This is a genomic window from Dyella humicola (genome assembly GCF_026283945.1).
Taxonomy (GTDB): domain Bacteria; phylum Pseudomonadota; class Gammaproteobacteria; order Xanthomonadales; family Rhodanobacteraceae; genus Dyella; species Dyella humicola.
On record NZ_JAPDPC010000003.1, the window covers coordinates 275,499 to 292,169 of the forward strand.

Here is a 16,671-nt window from a genome sequence, read left to right on the forward strand (position 1 = left end):
CCTAGGTCGCACGGGCCCGGCCATCCCTATAGTGTCGATTGAGCCTCACACGTGGTCCCAAGGAATACTCCCGCATGAAGAACCCCGCCCTGGCCTGCCGTTTCGCGGCCGGCCTGCTCGTGGCCGGCACGCTCAGCGCGCCGGTCTTTGCCGACAGTCCGTCCGGTGGCTTCGACCCGCAGGCGCTGTTCGCGCCGCTCTCGCTGCCAGATGCGGCCAATGCATTCCGCGGCGGTGCCGGCAAGCAGGGTCCATTGTTCTGGCAGAACCGCGCTGACTACGCGATCCAGGCCGAGATCGACCCGGCCACGCATGCGCTGCGCGGCGAGGAGACCATTACCTATACGAATCGCAGCCCCGACGCGCTCGACGTGCTGTGGTTGCAGCTGGACCAGAATATCTATCGGCGTGATTCGCGTGCCGCGTTGGGTTCGCCCCGCCCGCGCACGGAGGCCACCGACGGTTACCAGATCGATGCGGTGGAACTGGATGGCAAGCCCGTCCACTTCCTGGTCGACGACACGCGCATGCGCGTGGATCTGCCGCAGGCGCTGGCGAGTGGTGGTAAACAGCTGAAGCTGCATGTTCGCTACCACTACACCGTGCCGGGACCGTGGGGCGGCCGTACCGCCGTCACGCCGACCAAGAACGGCGACATCTACGAGATTGCGCAGTGGTTCCCGCGCATGGCGGTGTACGACGATCTGCGCGGGTGGGACACGCTGCCTTACCTGGGTTCGGAGTTCTATCTCGAATACGGTGACATCGATTACGCGATCACGGTGCCGTGGAACTACCTGGTGGCCGGCTCCGGCGAGCTGACCAATCCCAACGAGGTGCTTACGGCCACGCAGCGCCAGCGGCTGGCGCAGGCCGCGCAGAGTGACCACACGGTGCTGATCCGCACGCCGCAGGAAGTGATCGACCCGGCCAGCCGTCCCAAGCAGAGCGGCACGCAGACCTGGCGCTTCCATATGGAGCACACGCGTGACGTAGCGTTCGCGGCGTCACCTGCCTTCGTGTGGGATGCCGCGCGCATCAACCTGCCGGAAGGCAAGCATGCGCTGGCCATGTCGGTGTATCCGGTGGAGGCCGTCGGCAAGGACAAGTGGGATCGTTCCACTGAATACCTCAAGGGCGCGGTCGAGCACTTCTCCGCCAAGTGGTATCCGTATCCCTGGCCGGTGGCGGTGAACCTGGCCGGCCATGGCGCGGGCATGGAGTATCCCGGCATCGTCTTTGACGGCATCGAGGACAGCGGCCCGATGCTGTTCTGGATCAGCGCGCACGAAATCGGCCACACCTGGTTCCCGATGATCGTGGGCTCCAACGAGCGCCGCAACGCGTTCATGGATGAAGGATTCAATACCTTCATCGACATCTATGCCTCCGACGCGTTCAACCACGGCGAATACGCACCAAAGCGCGACAGCGAATACGCGCCCAAGGGCGGCAATCCGGTGGACGAGATCCTGCCGCTGCTGGCCGACGCGCAGGCGCCCACGCTGATGGCGCCGGCCGATTCGGTTTCCGAGAAGTACCGCCACTCGCTGAGCTACTTCAAGGGCGCGCTGGGCCTGGTCCTGCTGCGCGAGCAGATCCTCGGCCCCGAGCGCTTCGATCCGGCGTTCCGCAAGTACATCGCCACCTGGGCCTACCATCACCCGACGCCGTCGGATTTCTTCCGCTTCATGAGCAGCGAGACGGGTGAGGACCTGGCCTGGTGGTGGCGTGGCTGGTACCTCAACAACTGGCAGCTCGACATGGGCGTGAGTAGTGCCTCTTACGTCGACAAGGATCCGGCGAAGGGCGTGACCATCACGTTTGCCAGCAAGCAGAAGCTGGTGATGCCGGCGACCTTGCGCATCGATTTTGCCGACGGCACTCACCGCGACGTGCGCGTGCCGGTGGAAATCTGGCGACAGAGCGCTACGCCGAGCCTGACCTTGAACACCAGTGCGCGCATCAAGCAGCTGACGCTGGATCCGGACCACAAACTGCCGGATGCGGATCGCAGCAACAACGGTTTTGTGATGCCGTGAGGATGCCTCGTTCATTGCAGGGGATGCACCAAACACATCCCTCACCCTGACACTCACCCTCACCGTCATCCCAGCTTTCGCTGGGATGACGGGTACTTTGAAGGGTAGGCAGCCCCCCAACGCCGGCTCCGCACCAACTCGATAAAGAACAACGTGATGACCAACACCTCCAACCTCCGCCCCCGCCTCCGCGCGCTGTCAGTCGCCACCCTGCTTGCCTTGGGCCTGGTCTCCACGGCACAGGCCAGCACACCCGACGAATCGCGCTGGCAGACCCAGGCGAAGGCCATCACGATCACCCGCGACGACTGGGGCATCGCCCACGTGCACGGCAAGACCGATGCCGACGCGGTGTTCGGCATGGCCTATGCGCAGGCCGAGGATGACTTCAATCGCATCGAGACCAACTATCTCAACGCACTGGGCTGGCTCGCCCAGGCCCAGGGCGAGGGTGAGTCGGCGATCTGGTCCGACCTGCGCCAACGGCTGTTCGTAGACCAGGCGGAACTCAAGCAGCTCTACGCCAAGAGTCCCGCCTGGCTGCAGAGCTTGATGACCGCCTGGGCCGATGGCCTCAACTATTACCTGGCCACGCACCCCGACGTGCATCCGCGCGTGATCAAGCATTTCGAACCGTGGATGGCGCTGAGCTTCAGCGAAGGCAGCATCGGCGGTGATATCGAACGCGTATCGCTGAAGGAGCTGCAGGCGTTCTATGGCCAGACTGGCGAGCCGGTGGCGAGCATCGACACGCCGTCGAGCTGGGTGGAACCCACCGGTTCGAACGGCATCGCCATTGCGCCCAAGCTCAGTGCCAGCGGCCACGCGTTGCTATGGATCAATCCGCACACCTCGTTCTTCTTCCGCTCCGAGCTGCAGATGACCAGCGATGCAGGCCTCGACGTGTATGGCGCGGCGACCTGGGGGCAGTTCTTCATCTACCAGGGCTTCAACCATCACATCGGCTGGATGCATACCTCGACCACGGCCGACGTAGTCGACGAATTCGCCGAGACGATCGCGCACAAGGATGGCCAGCTGTTCTATCAGTACGGCAAGGAACAGCGTCCACTAGCCACGCGCAAGATCAGCGTGCCTTTCCGCAAGCCGGATGGTTCGATGGCCGAGCGGACGTTCACCACGTATGCCACGCATCACGGTCCGGTCGTGCGCGAACAGGACGGCAAGTGGATCGCCACGGCCTTGATGAACAAGCCCCTGGAAGCGCTGGAGCAGAGTTGGCTGCGCACCAAGGCCAGCGACTTCGCCAGCTTCATGAAGGTGGCCGAGCTGAAGGCGAACTCGTCGAACAACACGATCTTTGCCGACGACAAGGGCGAGATCGCTTATCTACATCCGCAATTCATCCCGAAGCGCGACAACCGCTTCGATTACACCAAGCCGGTGGATGGCAGTGATCCGGCCACCGACTGGCAGGGGCTGCATGCGCTCAACGAGGCGCCGCACCTGCTCAACCCGGCGAACGGCTGGATCATGAATACGAACAACTGGCCGTATTCCGCGGCGGGTCTCGATAGCCCGAAACGCGAGAACTATCCGCGCTATATGGACAGCGTGGGCGAGAATCCGCGCGGCATCCACGCCACCATGGTGCTGAGCGACCGCAAGGATTTCACCATGGCCTCGCTGACCAGCGCGGCGTTCGATTCGTATCTGCCGGCGTTCGCACGACAGATTCCGATCCTGGTGGCCGATTACGATGCGCTACCGGCCAGCGATCCGCTGAAGCAGAAGCTGGCAGGCCAGATCGCCTTGCTGCGCCACTGGGACTACCGCTGGGGCATCACCTCGATGCCGACCACGCTGGCCGTGTTCTGGGGCGACGTCCTGTGGGACAAGGTCGACAAGTCCGATGTTTCCGAAGGCCTTTCCGTCTACGACATCATGGCGCAGCGGGCCGGCGCGAAAGCGCGCCTGGAAGCCCTGGTCGAAGCCTCCGATCGCCTGGAGAAGGACTTCGGCAGCTGGGGCGTGCCGTGGGGTGAAGTGAACCGTTACCAGCGCATCAACGGCGATATCGTGCAAGCCTTCAACGACGGCAAGCCCAGCATCCCGGTGCCGTTCACCTCGTCGCGTTGGGGCTCGCTGGCGTCCTTTGGCGCGCATCGCTGGCCCGGCACCAAGCGCTATTACGGCACCAGCGGCAACAGCTTTGTGGCCGTGGTCGAGTTTGGCGACAAGGTGCACGCCCGCGCGATTTCCGTCGGCGGTGAAAGCGGCCATCCGGACTCGCCGCATTTCGACGACCAGGCCGAACGCTATACCACCGGCAACCTGCGCGCGGTCTACTTCTGGCCGGAGGATCTCAAGGGACATACCGAGCGCGTTTATCACCCGGGCTCGTAGCGCATCGCTCGTGCGCGTGGCCGCTCGCCTGGCGAGCGGCTACGCGAGCGATCAGTTGGCGGCCGTGCGCACCAGCTTGAGCACATCGCTCCACGGCGTCGGGCCTTCGTGCATCGCGTAGACGGTGTCGACCTGGAGATGTTCGCGTTCGACGGCTTGTACGACTTCATGCATGAGTTGCGGGTCGTACAGGCTGTGATCGGCGTTGAGCGCAAGGGTGTCACTGGCGTAGAGCAAATGATGCTGCGGGAAATAGACCATGTACTGGCGCTCGGTCGAAGCGCCGCGCAGGGGATACAGTACGACGCGATTGGCACCGTGGCCGATCTCCGTCTTGTTCGCCACGTCCATCCAACGTGGCGCTTTGGGCTGGGTCTGCAGGGCGTCGGGACGGAGACTATGCGGTGAAGACACAAGCCGCTCCAGCAGCGGCCGGTTCAGGTCGAGCGCATACACCGGCAGGCCCTCGGCGACCGCTTCGCGAATGCCGGCCATATGCGGCCAGGAATCGGAAGAGGTGAGGACGCCCTTGATGGGTGTATCCGGATACTCGCTGCGGGCTTTGGCAAAGATTCCTTGCGCAAACGTGGATGAGATCGGCGCCTCTAGGACGAGCACGCCGTCGTCCTGTTTAATCAGGGTCGTGCTCCACGAGCCCCGGTAGAGCTCGATGCCCGGTGCAAGTTCGATGCGGGCCTTGTCGCTGAACGATCTGTCCCAGCCCTTGGATTGCGCGCTCTTCGAGGCAACGGCCGCATCCATGGCAAGCGTCTTGTCGTCGAGCTTGTCGTTGAAGCGCGCATCGAGAATCTGGGTCGACTGCCACGGCACGTCGTTACGCACCTCAACCAGGTTGGTCGGAAGCACGAGGCCCTGGAAAAGATGCCAGTTGTCAAAATAGACGCGCTGCCTGACATCGCCCCAGGCGTACCAGAAGTCGTGGAAGGTGCGCGTGCTTTCCATCGCATCGGGCAGATGGTTGCTGGCATTGAGCAACACGCGAATCGGCGCACCTTCCCAGGTGAACTCGACCACGCTGTGCGCTGTGCCACGCAACCATTGCGACGGCGCATAGTGCAGGTCCGATACCGCGGAAGCATTGAGCAGAAGGCGTTCAGGGCCCAGCGCCAAGGCGTCGCGGGTGGTATCGAGGTCGGCCAGCGAGCAGGGGCTGTCGGCCTTTTCGCCGCGATAAACACCCGAATGTGGCGTGGCGACCAGCGTCTGGGTAACTTCGGACTGATGCGGGTCCGATTCCGGCCAGGTGACATGCGCGACCCGAACGAGTCGGCCTTTGTCGAAATCCAGCGTAAGGTCGTCGCGCTCATACGCGGTGATGAAAGGCTGCTGGCGGTAGGACTGCTCGGTGAGCGCAGCGTGGCCTGTGGTCTGGTAATGCACGTTGCCGATGGCGCTGAGCTTTTGTCGTCCGCCCATGGCCGTCATGGCCTGGTCGACGCAGGCGCGGGCATCCACGCCATCGCAACCCTTGTGCGCTTTACCGGGCACGGCGTCACCGTCATGCGGAACCTCGGTGGCGTTCGCCGGTGCGGCGAGCGCCAGGGCCACGGCGCTGGCCAGGTAAAGAGGAGCGTTGCTGCGACTGCGTTTGCGACAATCCATGACACATCACCCGATCGCACCCGGGAGTGGGTGACGCGCAGCCTACGAGCTTCACCCGTGGGCGCCGCCTGCGGGAAGTCATGGCTGACTTTCGACCTAGACCAGCGTCTTGGCGGTAACTGGCTTGCCCGCGAACGCTACGAGATGGCTCGTCTTCAGCCGCGACGCATGCTCGCCACCAGGTCGGCCAGCTGTTTCACCGCGGCTTCCGACGCCGCGCGATTCGGCGTGACGTCGCTATTGTTGAAGTTGCCGGTTTCGCCAAAGGACTGAACCATCAGGCCATCGCTACGGGGCACCATGCTGAGGTTCTTGGTGGACAGGCCGTAGGTGACTTCGGGTTGGGGAATCAGTCGCGCGGTCTGGCCGCGCACGGGTATCACCGAGTCGTCATTGAACAAAGCGCGGGCACCATAACCGGTCGCATTGATCAGGGTCGTTTCGGGCAGCGCCAGCAGTTCGTGCGGTTGGTGGAATTCGCGTACCTCGATCTTGCCGCCGGCGGCGAGAAAGTCAGCCATCAACATGCGCGCATACGTGCTGATGTTGAACATCATGGTCGTGTAGCGACGCACATAAGGCTGCGGGAAAGGGTGGCTGCCGGGCGGCAAGTCCACCGAGCGCGGCGTCAGGTCCAGCACGCGCTCGTGGAAATCGCCGTACTCGGGCTCGTCGGCAACGTCGGTGTGGGACTGGCCCGCCGGCGTGTCCGACAGCGCGTAACCCTCGATCCACTCGATCGGCTTGCCCGGCACCCCAAGCAGACTCTGGTACATGGCATGCGAGATGCGCGTCATCTCCTCCCAGCGCTCGGCGAACGCCGCTGCATGCTGTGCGTCGCAAATGCGCGAGTCGGGCGTCCACAGCCCGGACGCGCGCATCGAGTACACATCGGGTGGCAGCGCCTTGGCATAGATGCGCACCGACATGCCGGCCCGCTGCGCAACCAGGGCCGATGTGAGGCCCAGCGCGCCACAGCCGATTACACCCAACTCGCGCACGTGGGTGGCCTGCGCCATGCGCACGGCCAAGGTGCTCGAGCCCCAGGACAACGACCAGCCGCTGCCGCCATGCCCATAGTTGTGCACGATGGCCTTGTGGCCGAGCCGTTCCAGCTCGATGCGAGGCCCCGCCGCGCGAAATGGCCGCGTACAGACATAGACGCCAGTGATCCGGTCCACCTTCGCCTTGATGGGCGCAAGCTCCAGGCCATCCGCAAGAAGACGGATGGCGCCCGGTGCGAGACTGCCAGCCGAAGGCGTCGGGGCGACCGCTTGTTTCGCACAGGCCGCCAATCCGGCCGTGGAAGCCACGGCCAGCGTGGCGCTAGCCTGGCGCAGAAATTGACGTCGCTGCACGAAGATTCCCCGACCAAGGATGAGTGGATTGAGCTCCCATCCCGGAGGAATCGGAGGCGCTAGCGGCTACTTCTTATCGGACCCACCTTCCAAAATCAAATGAACACGCGAGACACATCACGAAGTGGACAGAACTCGCCCGGCTCTTCGTCGCGTTTTGGCTTTGACGCGCCGCTTTCGCGTCAAGGCGGATAATCCGCGTGGATTGGATATGATTCGCCGCAGCCAACGCCGAGATCCGCCCATGACCCCCTCCGACCACGACTTCGATGCCGAACATGACTTGGACGAGGGCGAGGAAGACGACAACTCGGTCGAGGCCTGCGTCTGGCAGCTGCTGCAGCTGATCAATCCGGGCGACGAGGAGCTGGCGCTGCAGCAGTTCGCGGACTATCGCGATGCCGTCGCCCACCAGGACGAGGAAGAGGTTGACCCGGTCGAGATCATTTCCCAGGTCATCGACTGGCGCTCGGGCTTTGTCGTCGACGGCCAGGATACGCGGGCGCTGGTACAGGCGATCGATGAGCTGGCCGCGCGCTGGAATCTCTCCATCGACTGGAATGGCGATCCGGACGACGACGACTTTCATGCCGATATCGATGCCGCTTCGCTGTTCGCTACGGCCTACGATCGCCTCAACGAGCATGGTTATACGTTGTGGGCGCGCGAAACCGACAACGACAGCTACGCCGGCTGGATCACCCTGACCCGCGATAACGAACCGTTTCGCGAGCTGGCGACCGTGCTGGGTATCAATATGCGGCTAGGTAGTGAAGTGACCTGACAGCGCAACTGTGGCTGAGCAAGGTCCGAAGGTGTAGATAGCTAGGTCGAAGAGATCGTCCCCCTGCTGACCGGAACGGTGCCTTGTGATACCTCACTTCACTGACCATGCGGCCAACGAGCGTACCTATCTGGCATGGGTGCGCACGGCGATATCGGTGATGGCGTTTGGCTTTCTGCTGGAGCGCTTCGATATCTTCCTGACGTATGCGACGAGGTCGGCCGAGCGCGCGGTGTTCGGCTTGCATACGCGAGCTTCGGAATGGCTGGGCCTGGGGCTGTTGTTCGTCGGTGCACTCATCATCTTGGGCGCCACCCAGCGCTTCTACCGCAACCGCCGCACCATCGAGGCCGCCGAGAGCTCACCCTATGGCGACTACTGGATAGCCCGCGTCATGTCCGCGCTGCTGATCGTCATGGCGTTGTTCCTGATGCTCTATGTCGCCAAGCAAATTGCCGCGCTGGGTTAGGCGCAGCAGAGGCAGCTCAGAGGCTTTCGCGAGTCGGCTTGAAGATGATGGCCACACGCGCTGACATGGCCGTAACAAACGTTGGTGTTGAATGCGCGCAACTAATGGAGGGATGCTCATGAAGAAGCGCATTGGCGGCATGACAACGATCGGTGTGGCAATCGCCCTCAGCCTCGCTTGCGGAGCGAGTGGTGCCCAGGACCTGGGCAAGCTCGGCGGCATGATTCCCGGCGGTTCCATGACCTCGGGCAGCATGGGCAATGTGGCGGGCCTGTTGGAGTACTGCGTCAAGAACAACTACCTCGGTGGCAATTCGGGCGCCTCCGGCATCAAGGATCAGTTGCTCGGAAAAATGGGTGGATCGAGCAATGCGGCGGCGAGCAGCGGTCAAAAATCCTCCGGCGCCAGCGACATGCTCGGTCAGCTGACCGGCAGTAAGGAGAAGCAGACTCCCAGCAGTGCGACCGGGGGGAGTCCGACCAGCGACGCGGGCTACCTGAGCGGCGCGAAGGGTCTTCTGCAAGGCAGTGACGGCAAGACCATGGACCTGGCCAGTGTCGGTGGCGGCTCGAGCGATCTGAAGTCGCAGATCACCACCAAGGTCTGCGATACCGTACTCAAACAGGGCAAGTCGTTTCTTGGCCACTGACCGAGGGTAGTGGGACCTTGCCTTCGGCATCCATGCATCCACGCATCGGCGCGTTGCGCGCCGATGCCGTGCGCGAGACCGCGGTGGCTACCGCGCATCAATGATGGTGTTCGTGTAGTGGCCCCGGGATGCCCGCCTGTTCCAGGCCGCCACCCTCCAGCCAGCGCTCGGTGCATGTTTTTGACTTCGCGATGAGCGCGCGAGCCGATGAGTAATCGTAAGGTGACGTATCCAGCGGGCACAGGCTGGGCACGATGCGAAGCTCCACGTGGCTGTTCGCGAAGCGCTCCGCATCATGTACCAGTTGGCGCGACACCAGCAGACTGAGTGCATGCAAGGCCCGCGCGATCGCGCCCGTCGGAATCTGGCCGATGGAGCAGGCAAATCCGGTAGGCAAAACGACAACGCGGGTAGCGCCCAGCTTGATCGCCGTCGAGATCGGCGTGTTGTTGGCAACGCCTCCGTCGACCAGCAGTCGCGTATTGATCCGCACTGGTGGAAAGACGCCCGGGATGGCTGCACTCGCCAACACGGCGTCCACGACCGATCCGGATGACAGCAATACTTCTTCGCCCGTCAGCATGTCCGAGGCGACGATGTGCAGAGGCAATCGTGCGTCTTCCAGGCGTTCATACGCGACATGCTTTTCGAGCAGGGATCGCAACCCGTGCGAATTGACCAGATAATCGCGGCGACGCAACAGGCCGATCACACTGCCCAGGTTGAGCGGGAAGACATCGCGGCGTCGGATCACGCACCACAGCCGCTCCAGCTTGTCGGCGCCATCGCGGGTCGGGTCCGCAGCAAAGTAGGCCGCATTGATGGCGCCCGCCGAGGCGCCCACCATGAACGAAGGCGCCACGCCCCAGTCCAGCAGCGCCTGCAGCATACCTACCTCGACGGCACCAAGACTGCCGCCGCCGGCCAACACGAAGGCGGTCCGCGGTGGTGCGTTGCTGCTGCTGTCGGTCGCGCTCATGTCGGTCACCTGCGTGCTGCCGTGTGCGCTCGAAACGTCAGGTCAAAATGACGTGGTCAACCTGGCCAGCCAATCCGGGCTGATGGACAAGATGGCGGCTTCGAGTTTTCGATCCAGTCCGGTCAGGATAAGCGCGCCGACCAGCACGAAGCAGCCACCCAGCACCGACTTGGCAATGCCGCCAACCGACGCCAGTGAACCGCGCATGCGCGTCATCGTTGCGCCAGACACCAAGCTCAGAGCCAGCAGCGGAAGCCCTGCACCCAGGCCGAACAGCATCATCAGGAGCGCGATGTGGCCCAGGTTTTTACCCTGCGCCGCCAGCGTGGTCGCGGCACCGAGCGTGGGGCCTACGCACGGGCTCCACACCACGCCAAGCAACAGCCCAATCAGGAACTGGCTCAACAAACCCTCGCCCTTGATCAAGCCAAGCGCACGCTGACCGCTTGAACCGACGCCCGAGCTGACCCTGGAGAAGACCACCTGCAAGCGCGACGACAGCATCACGATGCCAAACAGCACCATGAGCGCCGCCGCCACTTGACGGAAGGTGCCGGCGCCAAGCCCGATCGATGCACCCAGCGTGGCGATAAAAATACCCACGAGCGCAAACGAGAGGCTGAGCCCGAACGCGAGCATCGTGCTTCCAAACCGGTGCTTGGACAGCGCGGACGCGATGAGGATCGGCAGGATGGGCAACACGCACGGCGACAACAAGGTGGCCGCGCCAGCCAGAAAACCCAACACATAGGTGCCCAGGCCGAAGTCCATCAGAGTGCCTGTTCCAACGTCTCGCGTATCGCCTTTTCCTGGGTTTGCCCGGTCGAGCGAGTGACTTCATGTCCTTGCTTGAACACCACGAAGGTCGACTGCTGGTTCACCTTGAGCGCCTTCTCGAGCGCAGTCTCCTTGTCGAAATCCGCCACGAAGATGGTCACATCCTTTAGATGCGGCTCCTTCGACAGCTTGTCGACGATGGGTTGCTGCGCACGGCAGGTCGGGCACCAGTCCGCATGCAGATAGACCACCACGGGCTTGCCCGCGGCCACGCTCTGTTCGTACTTTGCCTGGTTGAATGGCACTTCGTCCGCCAACGCCGAACCTGCCAGCAGCAGGAACAGGAAGCCTCCTAGATAGCTGCGTTTGTTTGCTTTCATGTGGCGTCTTGCTCCGAGGTGAGGTGGGTGAGGCGCGGCGTGCGTTGTCGCCTCGCACAGCTGTTCTTCGCCACGCGGGGCGCGCGCGTTACGTGCGCCGTGTGCGTCTCAGGCGGCGGTGCGAATGCCGAGCATGCGCGCCACCAGGGTGTCCAGGCTTGCCTTGCCCGGGCCGGCGATCAGCAGCCAGAAGAAGATCAGGCTGTACACCACCTCATCGGCTTCAACGTAGTCGTCCAGCCCCATCAGGTTGGTCGACACGACCAGGGTCACCGCGACGGCCATATTGATCAGCATCGGGATGCACACCAGTCGCGTAAACAAGCCGAGCATCAGCAGCAGGCCACCCAGCAGCTCCGTCCAGGCGGATAGCCCCGCACTGAAAGCCGGGTAGGGTATGCCCCAGTCCATGAAGCGCATGGTGAAACCCTTGAGGTTGTGAACCTTGGCGATGCCTGTCTCAAGCCAGAAATAGCCGAATACCACACGAACCGTGAGTGGCCCTAGCCATTCGATGGTGTGGAGCATCTGAAGCAGGCGCGAAGCCGTGGTGGCGATGAACTGACGCATGGGTGCAGGTCCCGGGGAGGCGAAGTGCAAACATCATGGGTATCTCGATGGCCCCTCGCCATGTTCGGGCGTCCGCGCTTTCTAGCCCGCCGTCCGATCCTTGGTCAGGCCGGCGCTGGGCCGTGCCATGCCGGACGATCGGGCACAAGAACCGGATGCGCGGGAACAGTCACCGACCCTCGGGCTGTTGAGAATGCCGATGTCGGATCCATCGGCGAGATCGATGTGCCGTATCCGGCAAAGCGCTTCCCACCGCCGCGAACCATGGCGGCTCTCATGACTTATCAGGAGTGATCCATGAAGACCCACAAACTCAACGGCGCGGCCATGGCGATGATGGTTGCCGGTCTGTTCGCCGTCACTTCGATGTCCGCTTCCGCGGGCGACAAGACACCCACCGGCGACTCCGCCACGGTCAAGTGCATGAACTCGTCATCGTGCAAGGGCCATGGCTCGTGCAAGCAGGCAACCAACTCCTGCAAGGGCCAGAACTCCTGCAAGGGCCAAGGCTTCACCATGCAGAAGTCCCAGCAGGACTGTGCGACCGCTCAAGCCGCTGCGAAGCAGGCCTGATGTGGACGGCGGGGCTTCCCGGCTCGCCTGGGAGGCTCCGCCACTTCCGCCATGATCATCGAATCGCACACCAACCAGCTTCCTTATCTCGGCTATGGCCTGGGCCTGCGCGTCGATCACTACGAGGCGCTGCTTGAACACCCGGGCAACGTGGAGTGGCTGGAGATCGTCTCCGAGAATTACCTGATACCCGGCGGACGGCCGCTTGTATGGCTGGAGAAGTTCCGCGAGCGCTTTCCACTCGTCATGCACGGCGTATCCATGTCGATCGGCAGCACCGACCCGCTGGACCATGGCTATCTTGCGCGCCTGGCCGGGCTGGCGCGCCATCTCGAGCCCATGTGGGTTTCCGACCACCTGTGCTGGACCGGCGTGCAAGGCGTCAACCTGCATGACCTGATGCCGCTGCCCTATACCGAGGAAGCGTTGTCGCACGTGGTGGACCGCGTGCGCCGCGTGCAGGACATCCTCGGGCGCCGCATCCTGCTCGAGAACGTGTCGAGCTACATCAGCTTCGCCCAATCGCAATTGACGGAATGGCAGTTCCTCGCCGCCGTGGCCGAACGTGCGGACTGCCTGATCCTGCTCGATATCAACAATGTCTATGTCAGCGCACACAACCACGGGTTCTCTGCGTTGGACTATCTGGACGGTATTCCGGCGACGCGAGTGCAGCAGTTTCATCTTGCCGGGCATGAGCATGGCGAGCGACTGCTGATTGACACGCACGACGCGCCGATCATCGACTCCGTGTGGGATCTCTACGTGGAAGCGGTGCGCCGCTATGGACGCGTTTCCACCATGATCGAGCGCGACGATCACATTCCGCCGCTCGCCGAGCTGCAAGCCGAGCTTGATCATGCGCGCATGCTGGCGGCGCCGTTGCTGAGGGAAGCGGCATGACCGATCTGCAGACTCTCCAGCAGCATGTGTTGCAGGCGATGCTTGCGAATGCTCCGCCACGACTGCGCGAGTTGCGCGGTGATGACTCCGCCGATATTGCCAGCCGACTGGCGGTCTACCGCAACGGCTACCGCATCCGCCTACGCGATGCGCTGGCGACGGAATACGCGGGGCTCGGGTTGATGGCGGGGCCTCGCTTCACCCATCTGCTGGATGGCTATGTGGCCGCGCACCCATCCGAGCACTACAACATCCGCTGGCATGGCGCGGGCCTGCCGGCCTATCTGGAACATGCCTTGCCCTGGCGCGATAAGCCCGAGCTGGCCGATATGGCACGCCTGGACTGGGCCATTTCCACGGTCTTCGATGCGACCGATGAGCCCGTCTTGAACGCAACGGATCTCGCCGCCGTGCCGGCGGAGGCCTGGGCCGATTTGCGGCTCACCCCGCAGAGCCATCTGCAGATGTTGACCAGCGCCTACAACGTCGATGCATTCCGCCGCGCGGCCGACCGCGGCCTGAAACGGCCACGCCTGCGGCGTCTCGGCAAGCCCCGTCACATGCTCGTCTGGCGCCAGTCGCTGGAAGTGCGCTACCGACTGATCCAGGCCGATGAATGCGCGGCGTTGGCCGGCGCCATGCGCGGGGAGGCGTTTTCACAGCTTTGTGAACATTTGGGGGAGCACAATGGTCAGTTGGCGGCATTGCCGCGCATGGCGGCACTGCTTTCGCAATGGCTGGATGAAGGGCTGATTGGCGGGTTGCGGGCCTCAGACTGGCTCGCCATGGCGGGCGAGGGTGCCATGTAACCGCGGGAACCCATCCGGCGAAGTTCAGGTATCGAGCGAACCGTCGGAAGGAACTCCCGTGTACATCGAACCGAATCCCGTCCTGTCCGCTGGCTCACGTCCCGTGCTCATCGAGCCGGCGCTTGAGTCTCTGCTCAACCACTCCATGTTGCGCGTCGAGGTGATCGCTGAATTGCATCGCTGTGGCACGTGGTTCCTCGACGAACCCCGTTATTCGCGTGGGCTTTTTCATCTGGTGGGCATCGGTCAGTGCAGGGTCGAAAGTCCCGCGCTCGATCAGAGGATCGATCTGGAGACAGGCGACCTCGTGGTTTTCCCGCATGGTGACCCGCATCGCCTGAGCGCAGGTGGCCACGCGGGCGCGGAATCCCCGGACCAGACCAGCCTCATCTGTGGCGAGCTCCATTTCATGGGCACGTCGCAACATCCACTCAGTCAGGCGCTGCCTGCGTGTGTGGTGATCCGCTCGAAGGAGGCCCATCGCACGTTTCAGCAGTTGTCGGCCATGATGGTCGAGGTGGTGCATGCCGGCCTCGCCGGTCGGCAGGTGTTGCTCAACAAACTCGCGGATGCGCTGTTCACGCTTGCCGTTTGTGATTTTGCACAACGCGCTGATGAACGCCGCGGGCTCTTCGCCTCGCTGGCGGATCCGCGTATCGCCAGGGTCATGCAAGCGGTCTATGAGAACCCCGGCCTCACCTGGACCATGCAGTCGATGGCGTCGTTGGCCTGCATGTCACGCTCCGCGTTCGCGGAACGCTTCACCCAGCTCATGAAGGTTCCGCCCGTGCAGTACGTCACGCAGTGGCGCGTAAGCGTTGCGGAGCAGCTACTGCGAGATCGGCAGCAATCCGTGGCGGGCATCGCCCAGCAGCTCGGCTACAGCAGCGAAGCGGCCTTCCGCCGCCTGTTCAAACGGGTCAGCGGCATCTGCCCAGGGCGCGTTCGCGCGGACAGTTGCCGTGCGTCCGCGTTGAACTGAAGGCGCCTGGCGGCGCCAAAACCGTGGTGTGCCGGGCCTGGCCGAACGTCATGGAGCGTCTTGCATGCACGCCAGCAACCGTCGGTAAGCCTCGTCCATGCAGCCCATCAGTCCTGGGCATGCGTCGATGTCGACGCAAGGCCGGTCGAGGAAACCCCTCGGCCGTCGGAGGGCGGGGCATGAAATCCAGGCGTCCCGGTAGTTTTACGTAATTTCCCCATGTTAAGACTACGGGGCCTGCGCGGGCTCGCCGGTGCGAATTGACGATCGAAAGTGGGTCCCATTTTGACGCGGGGCTGACATCGCAATCACTACCTTGGTGGCGCAGGGCCCTGTTGATCGCCTGAATAGCGGACGCTTGAATGCCCCTCCCGATCCATTGCGGGGGTTTCGAGCGGGCAAAAGGAGTCGCTAGGCGGGAGTGCGAGGCCTTGGAGCGTCCGACGGGGTGCAGCCGCTGCCCTCGCACGCACGTCACCTTATCCACTGGGGATGCGCAATGAGCTCTCGATCGAAACGCCTGGGTATGAGTCTGCTGGCGGGCTTGGCGTTGGCAGGCGTGGCCGTCACGGCGATGGCGGACGACACGCTGGAGTTGTCAAACAGCATCTATGCACTTTCCAAGCCCCCCGAACCCCAGGGAGGTGAGTGGGACTTTTGGCGCTTCGCGGTGGGTGCTGGCGTGGTCAGCATGCCCACGTTCCCTGGCGCCAGGGACACCAAGGTCGAAGGTCTACCGATACTCAGTGCGGGCTATGGTCGCTGGTTCGTCGGTGCGAATCCTGATGCGGGCTCGCTGGTGTCGGCTGGCGCGTATCTGTATCACGACGACCACTGGCGGGCTGGCGTTGCGGTGAGTTACGACTTCTTCGAACCGCGACAGGAATCCGACGATGCGCATTTGCGCGGCCTGGGCGATGTCAAACGCACGACCCACGGCGAAGCGTTTGGCGTCTTCACCTATGACTGGTTCACGGCGCGCAGCAGCGTGATATCGGATATCGGGGGGAACCAGCGCGGGACCGTGGTGACCTTGGACACGATGGGCACCTACGAGCCGACCGAGCAGTGGTCCTTCTCTGCGGGGCCGGGAGTCACCTGGGGCAGCAGTCAATACAACCGAACCTTTTTCGGCGTAGACGCAACGCAGAGTGCCCGCTCCGGCCTGGCGCCCTACTCACTGGGCTCGGGCGTCAACGAGGTACGCGTTTCTGTCGGCGCCGCCTATCGGCCTACCAACCACTGGGTTCTAGGGGCCGACATAACGGCGGCCTGGCTTGAGAACGATGCGGGCGACAGCCCAATCGTGCAGAAAAAGAATCAGATGAGTTATGGCTTGATCGCGACCTATCTGTTCTTCTGAACAGGCGAGCGGCGTTCCGCCTCAACGCCTGTGCCTGGCCGTT

16 protein-coding genes are annotated in these 16,671 nt (G+C 63.3%); 10 read left to right on the forward strand and 6 right to left on the reverse strand.

Features of this window, described 5'->3' with window-relative positions:
• Positions 1–74: 74 nt before the first annotated feature.
• Together OUZ30_RS17810 and OUZ30_RS17815 are read left to right on the forward strand one after the other, a co-directional pair.
• On the forward strand, positions 75–2,042 hold the full coding sequence (locus OUZ30_RS17810) for a M1 family metallopeptidase (protein WP_266183781.1): 1,968 nt from the start codon (positions 75–77) through the stop codon (positions 2,040–2,042).
• A 156-nt stretch (positions 2,043–2,198) separates the two neighbouring features.
• The gene (locus OUZ30_RS17815; RefSeq protein ID WP_266183782.1) at positions 2,199–4,409 is read left to right on the forward strand and encodes a penicillin acylase family protein; all 2,211 of its coding nucleotides are present in this window, start codon (positions 2,199–2,201) and stop codon (positions 4,407–4,409) included.
• 51 nt (positions 4,410–4,460) lie between these two features.
• On the opposite strand, the gene OUZ30_RS17820 is transcribed toward OUZ30_RS17815, so the two are convergent.
• Both OUZ30_RS17820 and OUZ30_RS17825 read right to left on the reverse strand, forming a co-directional pair.
• On the reverse strand, positions 4,461–6,032 hold the full coding sequence (locus OUZ30_RS17820; protein ID WP_266183783.1) for a hypothetical protein: 1,572 nt from the start codon (positions 6,030–6,032) through the stop codon (positions 4,461–4,463).
• 155 nt (positions 6,033–6,187) lie between these two features.
• Positions 6,188–7,390 (reverse strand): FAD-dependent oxidoreductase, encoded by a 1,203-nt coding sequence (locus tag OUZ30_RS17825; RefSeq protein ID WP_266183784.1) that lies wholly within the window; start codon positions 7,388–7,390, stop codon positions 6,188–6,190.
• Between the two features lie 244 nt (positions 7,391–7,634).
• Between OUZ30_RS17825 and OUZ30_RS17830 the strand changes: the two genes are divergently transcribed.
• The 3 genes from OUZ30_RS17830 to OUZ30_RS17840 all read left to right on the forward strand — a co-directional run bounded on the left by OUZ30_RS17830 (position 7,635) and on the right by OUZ30_RS17840 (position 9,292).
• Positions 7,635–8,174 carry a DUF6630 family protein gene (locus tag OUZ30_RS17830; RefSeq protein ID WP_266183785.1) on the forward strand — a complete coding sequence of 180 codons (540 nt, stop codon included), beginning with the start codon at positions 7,635–7,637 and terminating at the stop codon, positions 8,172–8,174.
• Positions 8,175–8,259: 85 nt separating this feature from the next.
• Entirely contained in the window at positions 8,260–8,643 is a 384-nt protein-coding gene (locus tag OUZ30_RS17835) for a YidH family protein (protein WP_266183786.1), read from the forward strand.
• A 118-nt stretch (positions 8,644–8,761) separates the two neighbouring features.
• Positions 8,762–9,292, forward strand: a complete 531-nt coding sequence (locus OUZ30_RS17840) for a DUF2501 domain-containing protein (protein WP_266183787.1) — start codon at positions 8,762–8,764, stop codon at positions 9,290–9,292.
• A gap of 97 nt (positions 9,293–9,389) precedes the next feature.
• Here the strand turns inward: OUZ30_RS17840 and OUZ30_RS17845 are convergent, their stop codons facing one another.
• From OUZ30_RS17845 to OUZ30_RS17860, 4 genes are all read right to left on the reverse strand, one after another.
• Positions 9,390–10,271 (reverse strand): patatin-like phospholipase family protein, encoded by an 882-nt coding sequence (locus tag OUZ30_RS17845; RefSeq protein ID WP_266183788.1) that lies wholly within the window; start codon positions 10,269–10,271, stop codon positions 9,390–9,392.
• Positions 10,272–10,313: 42 nt separating this feature from the next.
• Complete coding sequence (locus OUZ30_RS17850; protein ID WP_266183789.1) at positions 10,314–11,042, reverse strand: cytochrome c biogenesis CcdA family protein; 729 nt, start codon at positions 11,040–11,042, stop codon at positions 10,314–10,316.
• Positions 11,042–11,428, reverse strand: coding sequence for a thioredoxin family protein (locus tag OUZ30_RS17855; protein ID WP_266183790.1), 387 nt, complete (start codon positions 11,426–11,428; stop codon positions 11,042–11,044). The genes OUZ30_RS17850 and OUZ30_RS17855 overlap by 1 nt, the downstream gene beginning before the upstream one ends.
• A gap of 108 nt (positions 11,429–11,536) precedes the next feature.
• A complete protein-coding gene (locus OUZ30_RS17860) occupies positions 11,537–11,998 on the reverse strand; it encodes a DoxX family protein (RefSeq protein WP_266183791.1) in 462 nt (153 codons plus the stop codon).
• A gap of 297 nt (positions 11,999–12,295) precedes the next feature.
• Here OUZ30_RS17860 and bufA2 point away from each other — a divergent pair, with 297 nt between their 5' ends.
• The 5 genes from bufA2 to OUZ30_RS17885 all read left to right on the forward strand — a co-directional run bounded on the left by bufA2 (position 12,296) and on the right by OUZ30_RS17885 (position 16,628).
• Positions 12,296–12,571, forward strand: coding sequence for a BufA2 family periplasmic bufferin-type metallophore (gene bufA2, locus OUZ30_RS17865; RefSeq protein ID WP_266183792.1), 276 nt, complete (start codon positions 12,296–12,298; stop codon positions 12,569–12,571).
• A 51-nt stretch (positions 12,572–12,622) separates the two neighbouring features.
• Entirely contained in the window at positions 12,623–13,474 is an 852-nt protein-coding gene (gene bufB / locus OUZ30_RS17870; protein WP_266183793.1) for an MNIO family bufferin maturase, read from the forward strand.
• Positions 13,471–14,283, forward strand: a complete 813-nt coding sequence (locus OUZ30_RS17875; protein WP_266183794.1) for an HvfC/BufC N-terminal domain-containing protein — start codon at positions 13,471–13,473, stop codon at positions 14,281–14,283. The genes bufB and OUZ30_RS17875 overlap by 4 nt, the downstream gene beginning before the upstream one ends.
• A 58-nt stretch (positions 14,284–14,341) precedes the next feature.
• Positions 14,342–15,265: an AraC family transcriptional regulator gene (locus OUZ30_RS17880; RefSeq protein ID WP_266183795.1), complete on the forward strand. Its 924-nt coding sequence runs from the start codon at positions 14,342–14,344 to the stop codon at positions 15,263–15,265.
• A gap of 499 nt (positions 15,266–15,764) precedes the next feature.
• Positions 15,765–16,628 carry a MipA/OmpV family protein gene (locus OUZ30_RS17885; RefSeq protein WP_266183796.1) on the forward strand — a complete coding sequence of 288 codons (864 nt, stop codon included), beginning with the start codon at positions 15,765–15,767 and terminating at the stop codon, positions 16,626–16,628.
• Positions 16,629–16,671: the final 43 nt, after the last annotated feature.